Consider the following 12400-nt stretch of genomic DNA (forward strand, 5'->3'; position numbering starts at 1 on the left):
GGGCGGGGGCGTCCTCCGCGGCGGCCGGAACGGGTCGGAAGCCGGCGCCGGCCAGGACCGCAGCCACGGCCGACAGGCGCACGACGTCGCGGCGGGTACGGTCTCGCGAGACGGGGTCACGGATGGCGTCGGAGCGCGGATCGGTCGGCAGCGTCGTGCCCCTTCGTTCGGGTGGGTCGGCGATAGGATCGGAAACAGCGAGACCTTGGAAACGGTTCGCAACAATCGGCCCCTCGTACCATCCCGGCACCTGAACCCTCGGTTAAGGTCGGCCGACGATGGCGAATTCCGTCCCCTGTGTGATCGAGGCCGCGCTTGCGGGCCGGACGATGCGCGCGGGACGCGCCGTTTTGCCAGACGGGCGCGATCGGCTAATCCGGTCCCCTCATCCCGTCGCCGCCGATCATGGCGGTCGGCACCAGCGAGCGTCCCCGGGAACCTGAACGCGATGACGACACCGGCCCCCGTACGGCGAAGCCTCACCGCGATCGTGCTCGCCGCGGGCAAGGGCACGCGGATGCGCTCCGACCTGCCGAAGGTGCTCCACCGCCTCGCCGGGCGGAGCATGCTCGGCCACGTGCTCGCCGCGGTGCAGGCGGCCGGCGCCGCGCGCATCGCCGTGGTGGCCGAGCCCGGCCGCGCGGACGTCGCCCGCGAGATCGAGGCTTTGGCGCCGGGCTCCGAGGTCTTCCCGCAGGTCGAGCGCCTCGGCACCGCGCATGCGGTGCTCGCGGCGCGGGCGGTCCTGAGCAACGGCGAAGACGGGGAGGGCGACGACGTCATCGTGGCGTTCGGCGACACGCCGCTGATCACCGGCGAGACCCTGGCGCGGCTGCGGGCGCCCCTGGCCGAGGGCGCGGCGGTGGCGGTGCTGGCCTTCGAGACCGAGGCGCCCGCCGGCTACGGCCGGGTGCTCACCGAGGGCACCCGCGTGGTCGCGATCCGCGAGGAGAAGGACGCCACGCCTGAGGAGCGCGCGGTGCGCCTGTGCAATGCCGGCCTGATGGCGCTGTCGGGCGCCCACGCGCTGGCGCTGCTCGAGCGGATCGGCAACGACAACGCCGCCGGCGAGTACTACCTGCCCGACGCGGTGGCGCTGGCGATCGGCGACGGTCTCTCCGTCGCGGTGGTGCCGGTGACGGAGGCGGAGGCGCAAGGGGTCAACGACCGGGTGCAGCTCGGCGTCGCCGAGGCCGCGATCCAGGCGCGCCTGCGCCGCAGCGCCCAGCTCGGCGGCGCGACGCTCGTCGCCCCCAAGACGGTGTTCCTGAGCCACGACACGATCCTCGGGCGCGACGTGCTGGTCGAGCCCAACGTGGTGTTCGACACCGGCGTCCGCGTCGACGATGCTTGCGTGATCCACGCCTTCTCGCACCTGAAGGACGTGCGCCTGGAGGCCGGCGCCAGCGTCGGCCCGTTCGCCCGCCTGCGCGGCGGCGCGGTTCTGGAGGCCGGCGCCACCATCGGCAACTTCGTGGAGCTGAAGAACGCCCGCCTCGGGCCGGGCGCCAAGGCCGCGCACCTGACCTATCTCGGCGACGCCGAGGTCGGCGCCCGCGCCAACGTCGGCGCTGGCACCATCACCTGCAACTACGACGGGGTCTCGAAGCACCGCACCACGATCGGGGCGGGCGCCTTCATCGGATCGAACTCGGCCCTCGTCGCCCCCGTCACGGTCGGGGCCGGCGCCTTCGTCGCCTCCGGCTCGGTGATCACCGACGACGTGCCCGAGGGGGCGCTCGCCGTCGCCCGCGGGCGCCAGGCGACGAAGCCGGGCTGGGCCGAGACGAAGCGGGCGGCGTTGCGGGCGGAGAAGGCGGCGCGCGCGGGGAAATCCTGATCCTCTCCAAAACGCCGCGCCGGTCCCTCATCTCCCGGCTGGCACCGGCCCGATTCCTGATGCCCGCCCTGCGTAGCCACCAAGGGCTGGCCTCGCGCCGCGCCGATCCGGTACAAGCCGCCGGTCCACCGGGCGATACGAAAGACAACCCAGCATGTGCGGCATCGTCGGCATCGTCGGTAACGGGGCAGTGGCCGGTCCGCTGATCGAGGCGTTGCGGCGACTGGAATACCGCGGCTACGACTCGGCCGGCATCGCCACGCTGGAGCAGGGCCGCCTGGCGCGCAGGCGGGCGTCGGGCAAGCTCGTCAACCTCGAGGCGCGCCTGCGCGAGGAGCCGCTGGCGGGCGCGATCGGCATCGGCCACACCCGCTGGGCGACGCACGGGCGGCCGAACGAGACCAACGCCCACCCCCACGCCACCGCGCGGCTCGCGGTCGTGCACAACGGCATCATCGAGAACTTCCGCGCGCTCAAGCAGGAGCTCGAGGCCACGGGCGTCCGCTTCGAGAGCGAGACCGACACCGAGGTGGTGGCCCAGCTCGTCAGCCACGCCATGGACCAGGGCCTCGGGCCGGTCGAGGCGGTCGCCGCCTGCCTGCCGCGCCTGCGCGGCGCCTTCGCGCTCGGCTTCCTGTTCTCCGGTCACGACGACCTGCTGATCGGCGCCCGCCACGGCGCGCCGCTCGCCATCGGCTTCGGCCAGGGCGAGACCTATCTCGGCTCGGACGCGCTGGCGCTGGCGCCGTTCACCGACGCGCTCACCTACCTGGAGGAGGGCGACTGGGCGATCCTGTCGCGCGCCGGCGCCGAGATCCGCGACATCCACGGCACGGTGGTCCAGCGCCCGCGCCAGACCATCGCGACCCAGGCCTACCGGATCGACAAGGGCAACCATCGCCACTTCATGGCCAAGGAGATTCACGAGCAGCCGGAAGTCGTCGGCCGCACGCTCTCTCACTACGTCGACCTCGCCCAGGGCCGCGTCGCGCTGCCCGAGCCGCTGCCGTTCGACTTCGCCAAGCTGTCGCGCCTCAACATCACCGCCTGCGGCACCGCCTTCTATGCCGGGCTCGTCGCCCGCTACTGGTTCGAGCAGATCGCGCGGCTGCCGGTCGAGATCGACGTGGCCTCCGAGGCGCGCTACCGCGAGGCGCCGCTGGAGCGGGACGGGCTGACCCTCGTCATCTCGCAATCGGGCGAGACCGCCGATACCCTGGCCTCCTTGCGCTACGCGAAGTCCCAGGGCCAGCACAGCGTCTGCGTCGTCAACGTGCCGACCTCGACCATCGCGCGGGAATCCTCCGTGGTGCTGCCGACGCTCGCCGGCCCCGAGATCGGCGTGGCCTCGACCAAGGCGTTCTCGTGCCAGCTCACGGTGCTGCTGTGCCTGGCCATCGCCGCGGGGCGGGCGCGCGGCACCATCGATGCGGCCGAGGAGCGCCGCCTCGTCGACGCGCTGATCACCGTGCCCGGCCTGATGGCCGACGCGCTCGCCCGCGAGAGCGAGATCGAGGGGCTGGCCCGCGAGATCGCCAAGGCGCGCGATGTGCTCTACCTCGGCCGCGGGACGAGCTACCCGATGGCGATGGAGGGCGCGCTGAAGCTGAAAGAGATCAGCTACATCCACGCCGAAGGCTATGCGGCGGGCGAGCTCAAGCACGGGCCGATCGCCCTGATCGACGAGAGCGTGCCGGTGATCGTGATCGCCCCCCACGACGCGGTGTTCGAGAAGACCGTGTCGAACATGCAGGAGGTCGCCGCCCGCGGCGGGCGCATCGTGCTGATCGGCGACGCCAAGGGCGCGGCCGAGCACGGGCTCGACACCCTGGCCACGGTGACGATGCCCGACCTCGACCCGACGGTGGCGCCGATCGTCTACGCGGTGCCGATCCAGCTCGTCGCCTACCACACCGCCGTCGTCATGGGTAAGGACGTCGACCAGCCGAGAAACCTCGCCAAATCGGTGACGGTGGAATAGGCGCCGGCCCTCAGACGCCGATCAGCAGGATCGCGAGCGCCGCGAGCACCGCGCCGATCGCCGGGCCGGCGACCGGGATCAGGGCGTAGCCCCAATCCGAGTGCCCCTTGCCGGCGATCGGCAGCACCGCATGGGCGAGGCGCGGCCCGAGATCGCGGGCCGGGTTGATCGCGTAGCCGGTGGTGCCGCCGAGCGAGAGGCCGATCCCCCAGACCACCATGCCGACGAGGTAGGGCGCCAGCCCCGTCGGGATGTTGCCGGAAGCCCCCACCGTCCGCGACAGCAGGGCGCTGACGATCAGGATCAGCAGGAAGGTGCCGATGATCTCGCTCGTCCAGTTCGCGGCCGATTGCCGGATCGCCGGATCGGTGCAGAAGCAGGCCCGCTTCAGGCCCTGATCCTCGGTGACGGCCCAGTGCGGCAGGTAGTGCAGCCAGACCACGGTCGCGCCGAGGAAGGCGCCGATCATCTGCGCGGGCACGTAGACCAGGAGCTTGCTCGGATTCCCGGACGTGATCGCACCGGCGATCGTCACCGCCGGGTTGATGTGCGCGTCGGGGCTGCCCGTCGCGGTCGCGACGAAGATGCCGGCCAGCACCGCGAAGGCCCAGCCGGCGGTGATCGCGATCCAGCCCGCGCCCTCCGCCTTGGAGCCGCGCAGCAGCGCGCCGGCAACGACCCCGTTGCCGAGGATGATCAGCACCATCGTGCCGAGAAGCTCGCCCAGGAACGGCGACGTCATGGGATGTCCTCCGAGAGTGTCCGAGACGGGAAGCGGTCGAGGCGGCGGCCTCAATCCTCCTGCTCGTCCCAGTCGAAGGCGCGCTTCACGGCGCGGCCCCAGGCGGCGGTGATGCGCCGGCGCTCGCCCGCATCCATGTTCGGCACCCAGCGCCGGTCGACGCCCCAGTTGCGCACGAGGTCGTCGGTGCTCCGCCAGTAGCCGGTGGCGAGGCCCGCCGCGTAGGCGGCGCCGAGTGCCGTGGTCTCGGTGACCCGCGGGCGCACCACCGGCACGTCGAGGATGTCGGCCTGGAACTGCATCAGGGTGACGTTGGCGACCATGCCGCCGTCCGAGCGCAGCTCGCGCACGGGGATGCCGGAATCCTTCTCCATCGCCTCCAGCACCTCGTGCGTCTGGAAGGCGGTCGCCTCCAGGCAGGCGCGGGCGATGTGGCCGCGGTTGGCGTAGCGGGTCAGGCCGATGATCAGGCCACGGGCGCCCTCGTTCCAGTGCGGCGCGTAGAGGCCCGAGAAGGCGGGCACGAAGTAGACGCCGCCGTTGTCCGCGACCGTGGTGGCGAGGCTCTCGACCTCGGCGCTGTCCTGGATCATGTGCAGGTTGTCGCGCAGCCACTGCACCAGGGCGCCGGTGATCGCGATCGAGCCCTCGAGCGCGTAGACCGCCGGCCTGCCGTCGAGCTTGTACCCGAGCGTGGTGACGAGGCCGCAGGTGGAGGGAACCGGCGTCTCGCCGGTGTTCATCAGCGCGAAGCAGCCGGTGCCGTAGGTGTTCTTGGCCTCGCCCGGCTGGAAGCAGGCCTGGCCGAACAGGGCCGCCTGCTGGTCGCCGAGGATGCCGGCGATCGGCACGCCGGAAAACGGCACCCGCGTCTCGCCGTAGACCTGCGAGGAGGAGACGATCTCGGGCAGCATCGCCCGCGGGATGCCGAAGGCCGAGAGCATGCCGTCGTCCCAGGCCAGGGTCTCGAGGGACATCAGCTGGGTGCGGCTGGCATTGGTCACGTCGGTGAGGTGGAGGCCGCCGTCCGGGCCGCCCGTCAGGTTCCAGACGAGCCAGGTGTCGATGTTGCCAAACAGCACGTCGCCGGCTTCCGCCTTCTCACGCGCGCCCGCGACGTGGTCGAGGAGCCAGCGCAGCTTCAGCCCGGAAAAGTAGCTCGCCAGCGGCAGGCCGGTGAGCGCGCGGAAGCGGTCGCGCCCGCCGTCGCGGGCATATTCGGTGACGAGGCGGTCGTTGCGGGTGTCCTGCCAGACCAGGGCGTTGTGGAGCGGTTGGCCGGTGCGCCTGTCCCAGATCAGCGTGGTCTCGCGCTGGTTGGTGATGCCGATCGACAGGAGGTCCTTCGGCGTCAGCCCGGCGCCGTCGAGGGCGTCCTGCATCACGCCTTGGGTGTTGCGCCAGATCTCCATCGGATCGTGCTCGACATGGCCGGGCCGCGGATAGATCTGCGCGTGCTCGCGCTGCTTGCAGACGATGATGCGCCCCTCGCGGTCGAACGCGATGAAGCGGCTGCTGGTGGTGCCTTGGTCGATGGCGCCGACATACTGGCACATGGCTGTCTTCCTCCCTTGCGGACCGTGGGTCGATCGTCTCGCGCGGACCGGTCTTCGCGCCGGTTCCGCGCCGCGCACCTTGATTCAGGCGGCTTCCGCCTTTCGCGTCAGGTAGGCGGCGAGCCGCGCGGCCCCGTCCGGGCTGGTGCGCAGGCCGAGCTTCGAGCGCCGCCACAGGATGTCCTCCGCCGTGCGGACCCATTCCGAGCGGACGAGGTAGTCGACCTCCGCCGCGCTCAGGCCGCCCTCGAACGCCTCGCCGAGGTCGGCCAGGCTGCGCGCGCCCTTGACGATGGCTCGCGCCTCAGTGCCGTAGGCGCGGGCGAGCCGCCGGGCGGTCTCGGCCGGCAGGAACGGCGCCTCGCGGACGAAGGCGGCGAGGAAGGCGTCGAAATCCGCCTCCGGCATCGCTCCGCCGGGCAGGGTCGCCTCGCCCGTCCAGGCCGGCTTCAGGCCGGGGAAGTGGGACGCGATCTTCTCGATCGCGTGCTCGGCGAGACGGCGGTAAGTGGTGATCTTGCCCCCGAACACCGAGAGCGCCGGCGCCTGCCCGCCGGCATCGTCGACGTCGAGCACGTAGTCGCGGGTCACCGCCGAGGCGTTGGCGGCGGCGTCGTCGTAGAGCGGGCGCACCCCCGAATAGCTCCAGACCACGTCCTTCGGGCCGATCGCCTTGGCGAACGAGCGGTTGATGCAGTCGCAAAGGTAGCGCGTCTCGTCCTCCGAGATCCGCACCGGGCCGGGCTCGTCCGCGTAGGGGACGTCGGTGGTGCCGATCAGCGTGAAGTCGCGCTCGTAGGGGATCGCGAAGATGATGCGCTTGTCGGGCTGCTGCAGGATGTAGGCCTGATCGCCCTCGTAGAGCTTGGCGACCACGATGTGGCTGCCCTTGATCAGCCGCACCGCCGCGCGGCTGTTCACGCCGAGCGTTCCGCCGAGCGTCGCGCTCACCCAGGGGCCGGCGGCGTTCACCACCGCCTTCGCCCGGACGGTCTCGGTGCGCCCGGTGACGGCGTCGCGCAGGGTCGCCGTCCACGTCCCGTCGACCCGGCGCGCCGACTCGACGCCGGTGCGGGTGCGGATCTCGGCGCCGCGGGCCCGCGCATCCATGGCGTTCAGAACCACGAGGCGGCTGTCCTCGACCCAGCAGTCGGAATAGACGAACCCCTTCGTGAGCCGGTCCTGAAGCGGTGCGCCCACCGGCGATGTTCGCAAGCGAACCGTCTTGGAGCCGGGCAGGGTGCGCAGCCGGGCGAGGTGGTCGTACAGGAACAGGCCGGCCCGCAGCATCCAGGCCGGGCGCAGGCCTGCGTCGTGCGGCAGCACGAAGCGGAGCGGCCAGATGATGTGCGGCGCCTGCCGCAGCAGGCGCTCGCGCTCGGCCAGAGCCCCCCGCACCAGGCGGAACTCGTAGTATTCGAGGTAGCGCAGGCCGCCGTGGATCAGCTTGGTGCTCGAGGACGAGGTGAATTCCGCGAGGTCTCCGCGCTCGCACAGCAGCACCGAGAGGCCGCGCCCGGCCGCGTCGCGGGCGATGCCGGTGCCGTTGATGCCGCCGCCGATGACGAGCAGGTCGTAGGGGGCGCCCAGCGCCCGCACGTTCGAGACCGTCGTCATGAGTCGCCTCCCGCCCCGGCCGATGCCCGGGTCGGCAGAATATTGCCTTATCCTAGGATTTTCGCAAGCGAAAATTGCGATGTTCGCTACGGCTCGTCTCGGTCGGCCACCGCGAGGGCGACGCCGTGGCGTTCCATCAGGGCGACGATCTCGGGCGGCGGGACGCGGTCGGTGAAGAAGGTGTCGATCTGCTCCAGCCGCCCGACCTCGACCATCGGGCGGCGGGTGAACTTGGTGTGGTCGGCCACGAGGAAGGTCTGGCGCGCATGCGCCAGGATGGTCTGCGTCGCCCGCACCTCCTCGTAATCGTAGTCGAGCAGGGCGCCGTCAGCGTCGATCCCGCTGATGCCGATGACCGCCACGTCGACCCGGAACTGGCTGAGGGTGTCGCAGGTGAGCTGCCCCAGGACGGCGCCGTCGCGGTTGCGGATCGTGCCGCCCGCCACGACGATGCGGAAGTCGGTCGCCTCCGCCAGCCCGACCGCCACGTTGAGGTTGTTGGTGATGATGCTGAGGTCGTCGTGGCGGACGAGCTCGCGCGCCACCGCCTCCGGCGTGGTGCCGATGTTGAGGAACACCGAGCAGTGCGACGGGATGCGGCCGGCCGCCAGCCGGCCGATCCGGGTCTTCTCGGACAGCAGCGTGGTGCGGCGGTCGGCGTAGTCGATGTTCTCGACGCTGGATGGCAGGCCGCCGCCGCCCCGGTAGCGCTCGAGCCGCCCCTCCGCGCTGAGCTCGTTGAGGTCGCGCCGGATCGTCTGCACGGTCACGCCGAACTGGCTCGCCAGGGCCTCGATCGTCACGAAGCCGCGCTGGCGCACCGCGGCGACGATCGCCCCGCGCCGCGTCTCGACCGCCGACGCGTCGGCGCGCTCGCCCGCCTTCCGCTCGAAACCGCCCCGCTCGACCATACGCGTCATGGAAACTCCGGCCCGGGGCTCGCACGCCTCGGATCGGAGTGTAGGTGACCGGCGGGGTTTCGCAAACGAAACGCGCAGGCCCAGGTGCCGGCGGCGCTCGACCTGTCCTCGAGGCTGTTCGAGCAGATCGTCTACCGCGACGGCGCCCGGCAGTCGCGGAACGACAACACCGACCCGATCCGCCGCGAGCACAGGCCGGCGGTGCACGTGCGCATCGTCGAGAGCGGCGCGCCGACGGGCGGCGTCGGCGCGCCCGAGCTGCCCCCGCCGTGCTCAACGTGATCGCGGCGCTGACCGGGCAGCGCATCCGCGCCCTGCCGGTCGCCGACCTTGCGCGCAGGCCGGTTTCGCGCGCCTTTTCCGGCAGCCTTGGTGAATCGCGGGTGCGGCGCGCGTGAGCGCGAGGGGAGACCGTCGATGCCGGAGGTCGTCCGGGACGCGGCGATCGCGCCATCCTCCGAGGCCGTGTCGACCGGGCTCCGGGCTCCCGACCGACGCCGCCGCCCTCGTGCTCCTGACGCTGCCCCCCCGTCATCCCGTGGCTGCTCGTGCGGACGCCGCTCGGCATCGCCCGCGGGGAGCTGCGCACGCTGTCGTCCTGACGGGCGAAGGCCTCGGGCGCCTCAGGCGGGCGGCCGGGAATAGTCCATCCGCTCCAAGTCCTCGATCAGGCCCCGGCCGGTCGGGTGCCAGCCGAGCCGGGCCCGCGTCAGCGCGCTGGAGGCCGGCATGTCGAGGCCGACGAACGCGGCGAGCCAGCCGAAATGCGCGGCGGCGTCTTCCGGCGCGAGGGCGACCGCCGGCAGCTTCAGGCCGCGGCCGATGGTCTGCGCGATGTCGCGGGCGGCGACGCCCTCCTCGGCGACCGCGTGGTAGCGGGCGCCCGCCTCCCGCCGCGCGAAGGCGAGCGCGTAGAGCCGGGCGACGTCGAGGACCGGCGCCGCCGCCCAGCGGTTGGCGCCGTCGCCGACATAGGCCGAGACGCCGGTCCGCCGGGCGAGGTCGATCAGGTAGGTGATCAGCCCCTGCTTGACCGTGTCGTGCACCTGCGGAAGCCGCACCACCGACACGTTCACCCCCGCCTCCAGCAGTGCGGCCCCGGCGAGCTCGGAGGCGATGCGCGGGTTCGGGTGCGCGCGGTCGAAGACGTCCTCCCGGGCCGGGCCGCCGTCGTCGGGGCTCCCGATTCCCGCACCGGAGGTGATGAGCAGCGGCCGATCCGAGCCGGCAAGGGCGGCCCCCAGGGCCTCGATCGCCCGCCGGTCCTTGTCGCAATTGGCGACGAAGTTCGTGAAGTCGTCGTGGTCGAAGGCGGTGTGGATCACGCCGTCGGCCTGCGCGGCGCCGCGGCGCAGGCTGTCCGGGTCGTCAAGGGTGCCGCGATGCGGCTCGACCCCGGCCTCGATCAGCTTGCGGGCGCCGGCCTCCGAGCGGGTCAACCCGAGCACCCGATGCCCGGACCGGAGCAGTTCCGGGACGATGGCCGAGCCGATGAAGCCGGTGGCGCCGGTGAGGAAGATGCGCATGCGATGCACTCCGCTGTGATCAGAGCGCCCCTTGTCGGCCCGCCGCCGATCCCGTTAAAGTCGTGACCGTATCCCGGTATACGTCCCAACAGGATCGCCATGCCCGCCCGTTCCGAACCCTCGCTGGGCGCCTACCTGCGGGATCGGCGCACCAAGCTCGATCCGGCCGCCCTCGGGTTCTCGGGCCGCCGTCGCACGCCTGGCCTGCGCCGGGAGGAGGTCGCCCAGCGCTCGAACATCAGCGCGACCTGGTACACCTGGCTGGAGCAGGGGCGCGGCGGCGCGCCATCGGCGGACGTGCTGAACCGCATCGCCGCCGGGCTGATGCTGACCGAGCCCGAGCGCGAGCACGTCTTCATGCTGGCGCTGGGGCGTCCGCCCGAGGTCCGCTACCGGCCGCAGGAGGGGATCACGCCGCGCCTCCAGCGCTTGCTCGACACGCTGGAGGTCAGCCCGGCCCTGATCAAGACCGCGACCTGGGACGTCGTCGCCTGGAACCGCGCCGCCGCCGTCGTGATGACCAACTGGGAACCGCTGCCACCCGGCGAGCGCAACATCCTGCGCCGCATGTTCGGCGACCCGCGGGTGCGGACGGCGCAGCAGGATTGGGACAGCGTCGCCCGCTTCGTGGTCGGCGCGTTCCGGGCGGACGCGGTGCGGGCCGGCGCGGCCTCCGAGGTCGGCGAGCTGGTGGACGAGCTCTGCCGCACCAGCCCGGACTTCGCCGCCCTGTGGCGGGAGAACGACGTCCACGCCCACGGAGACGGGGTCAAGCGGCTCCGTCACCCCGTCCTGGGCCCGATCGAGCTGGAGTTCTCGGCCTTCGCCGTGGACGGAAGACCGGATCTCGGCATGATCGTCTACAACCCAGTCACCCCGGAGGTTCGCGAGCGGATCCGCACCCTCGTCCACGCGCGGCAGGGCGAAAACGGCGCCGACGGGTCGCCGCCGAAGGCCGCGTAGTGCACGCGGCGCAGCTCCCGAACTCCGTGCGGCCCTTGCCGGGCCTCGTGCCGCCCCTGTCCGGAGGCCAGCCCTGACGGCGGACCTCTCCGCCTCCGAGGCCCGTCGCATCGCCCTCGTCGCCCAGGGCTTCGCCGCGGGCCGGCGCGCGGGACCCGTCTCCGCCGCGCGGATGCGCAACGAGATCGGCCGGCTCGGCCTGCTTCAGATCGACAGCGTGAACGTGCTGGTGCGGGCCCAGTACCTGCCGCTGTTCTCGCGCCTGGGCCCCTACGAGCGCGGGCTCCTCGACGCCCTGGCGGCCGACCGGCCGAAGCGGTTCTTCGAATATTGGGGGCACGAGGCCTCGCTCCTGCCGGTCGACCATCACCCCCTGCTGCGCTGGCGCATGGCCCGGGCCCTCGCCGGCCGCGGCCTGTGGCGGCGGCTCGAACCCTTCGCCGGGGACAGGCGCGGCGAAGCCGAAGCCCTCCTCGCCCGCATCGAGACGGAGGGGCCGCTGGCCGCCTCCGACGTCGCGGGCAACCGGGCCTCGCAGGGCATGTGGGTGTGGAGCGCGGCCAAGCACGCGCTCGAATGGCTGTTCTGGGCCGGCCTCGTCGCCTCGACGCACCGTCGCGGCAGCTTCGAGCGCGTCTACGACCTGCCCGAGCGCGTGCTTCCGCGCGCCGTCCTCGCGCATCCGACCCCGAGCGGCATCGACGCGCGGCGGGAGCTGATCGCACGCGCGGCGCGGGCGCTCGGCATCGCGACGGCGCAGGACCTGCGCGACTATTATCGCCTCGCGCCTGCCGATGCGCACCTGCCGATCGCGCAGCTGGTCGAGGACGGCACGCTGGTTCCGGCCCGGGTCCGCGGCTGGCCGCAGCCGGCCTACCGGCACAGGGAGGCGCGGCTCGGCCGACGGCTCGACGGCGCCGCGCTCCTGTCGCCCTTCGATCCGCTGATCTGGCACCGGCCGCGGACCGAGCGGCTGTTCGGCTTCCGCTATCGGCTCGAGATCTACACGCCCGCTCACCAGCGCGAGCACGGCTACTACGTCCTACCCTTCCTGATGGACGGCGCGCTCGTCGCCCGCGTCGACCTGAAGGCGAACCGCAGGATCGGCGTGCTGGTCGTCCAGCGCGTGCACCTGGAGCCCGATGCGCCCCCCGGCACCATGGACCGGCTGCTCGGGGAGCTCCGCCTGACGGCGGCGTGGCTGGACCTGGCGAGCCTCGCCGCCGCGCCGGCGGCCGGCGCGACCGGCCTGCCC

At 72.5% G+C, this 12400-nt stretch carries 9 protein-coding genes and 1 pseudogene; 5 read left to right on the forward strand and 5 right to left on the reverse strand.

Going from position 1 to position 12400, the window contains the following annotated elements:
- Positions 1–448: 448 nt before the first annotated feature.
- Together glmU and glmS are read left to right on the forward strand one after the other, a co-directional pair.
- Complete coding sequence (gene glmU / locus FV230_RS16660) at positions 449–1840, forward strand: bifunctional UDP-N-acetylglucosamine diphosphorylase/glucosamine-1-phosphate N-acetyltransferase GlmU (protein WP_147843189.1); 1392 nt, start codon at positions 449–451, stop codon at positions 1838–1840.
- Positions 1841–1994: 154 nt separating this feature from the next.
- Complete coding sequence (gene glmS, locus FV230_RS16665; RefSeq protein WP_147843190.1) at positions 1995–3821, forward strand: glutamine--fructose-6-phosphate transaminase (isomerizing); 1827 nt, start codon at positions 1995–1997, stop codon at positions 3819–3821.
- A 10-nt stretch (positions 3822–3831) separates the two neighbouring features.
- Here the strand turns inward: glmS and FV230_RS16670 are convergent, their stop codons facing one another.
- From FV230_RS16670 to FV230_RS16685, 4 genes are all read right to left on the reverse strand, one after another.
- On the reverse strand, positions 3832–4563 hold the full coding sequence (locus FV230_RS16670; protein WP_147843191.1) for an MIP/aquaporin family protein: 732 nt from the start codon (positions 4561–4563) through the stop codon (positions 3832–3834).
- 50 nt (positions 4564–4613) lie between these two features.
- Positions 4614–6119: a glycerol kinase GlpK gene (glpK, locus tag FV230_RS16675; protein ID WP_147843192.1), complete on the reverse strand. Its 1506-nt coding sequence runs from the start codon at positions 6117–6119 to the stop codon at positions 4614–4616.
- 84 nt (positions 6120–6203) lie between these two features.
- Positions 6204–7736 carry a glycerol-3-phosphate dehydrogenase gene (gene glpD, locus FV230_RS16680; RefSeq protein WP_187275525.1) on the reverse strand — a complete coding sequence of 511 codons (1533 nt, stop codon included), beginning with the start codon at positions 7734–7736 and terminating at the stop codon, positions 6204–6206.
- A gap of 86 nt (positions 7737–7822) precedes the next feature.
- Positions 7823–8656 carry a DeoR family transcriptional regulator gene (locus FV230_RS16685; protein WP_147843193.1) on the reverse strand — a complete coding sequence of 278 codons (834 nt, stop codon included), beginning with the start codon at positions 8654–8656 and terminating at the stop codon, positions 7823–7825.
- Between the two features lie 90 nt (positions 8657–8746).
- Between FV230_RS16685 and FV230_RS16690 the strand changes: the two are divergent.
- Positions 8747–9054: pseudogene (locus tag FV230_RS16690) on the forward strand (hypothetical protein); the annotation flags it as partial.
- A gap of 225 nt (positions 9055–9279) precedes the next feature.
- Here FV230_RS16690 and FV230_RS16695 read toward each other — a convergent pair.
- Positions 9280–10182 (reverse strand): SDR family oxidoreductase, encoded by a 903-nt coding sequence (locus tag FV230_RS16695; RefSeq protein ID WP_147843194.1) that lies wholly within the window; start codon positions 10180–10182, stop codon positions 9280–9282.
- A gap of 99 nt (positions 10183–10281) precedes the next feature.
- On the opposite strand from FV230_RS16695, the gene FV230_RS16700 reads away from it, so the two are divergent.
- Both FV230_RS16700 and FV230_RS16705 read left to right on the forward strand, forming a co-directional pair.
- On the forward strand, positions 10282–11145 hold the full coding sequence (locus tag FV230_RS16700) for a helix-turn-helix transcriptional regulator (RefSeq protein WP_147843195.1): 864 nt from the start codon (positions 10282–10284) through the stop codon (positions 11143–11145).
- A 172-nt stretch (positions 11146–11317) separates the two neighbouring features.
- The coding region (locus tag FV230_RS16705; RefSeq protein ID WP_246694888.1) for a crosslink repair DNA glycosylase YcaQ family protein at positions 11318–12400 on the forward strand (1083 nt) is incomplete at its 3' end.

Source organism: Methylobacterium sp. WL6 (assembly GCF_008040095.1).
Taxonomy (GTDB): domain Bacteria; phylum Pseudomonadota; class Alphaproteobacteria; order Rhizobiales; family Beijerinckiaceae; genus Methylobacterium.

Coding starts and splice junctions, on each gene's coding strand:
- glmU (WP_147843189.1), top strand. CDS start 449: ATGACGACACCGGCCCCCGTACGGCGAAGCCTCACCGCGATCGTGCTC.
- glmS (WP_147843190.1), top strand. CDS start 1,995: ATGTGCGGCATCGTCGGCATCGTCGGTAACGGGGCAGTGGCCGGTCCG.
- FV230_RS16670 (WP_147843191.1), bottom strand. CDS start 4,563: ATGACGTCGCCGTTCCTGGGCGAGCTTCTCGGCACGATGGTGCTGATC.
- glpK (WP_147843192.1), bottom strand. CDS start 6,119: ATGTGCCAGTATGTCGGCGCCATCGACCAAGGCACCACCAGCAGCCGC.
- glpD (WP_187275525.1), bottom strand. CDS start 7,736: ATGACGACGGTCTCGAACGTGCGGGCGCTGGGCGCCCCCTACGACCTG.
- FV230_RS16685 (WP_147843193.1), bottom strand. CDS start 8,656: ATGACGCGTATGGTCGAGCGGGGCGGTTTCGAGCGGAAGGCGGGCGAG.
- FV230_RS16695 (WP_147843194.1), bottom strand. CDS start 10,182: ATGCGCATCTTCCTCACCGGCGCCACCGGCTTCATCGGCTCGGCCATC.
- FV230_RS16700 (WP_147843195.1), top strand. CDS start 10,282: ATGCCCGCCCGTTCCGAACCCTCGCTGGGCGCCTACCTGCGGGATCGG.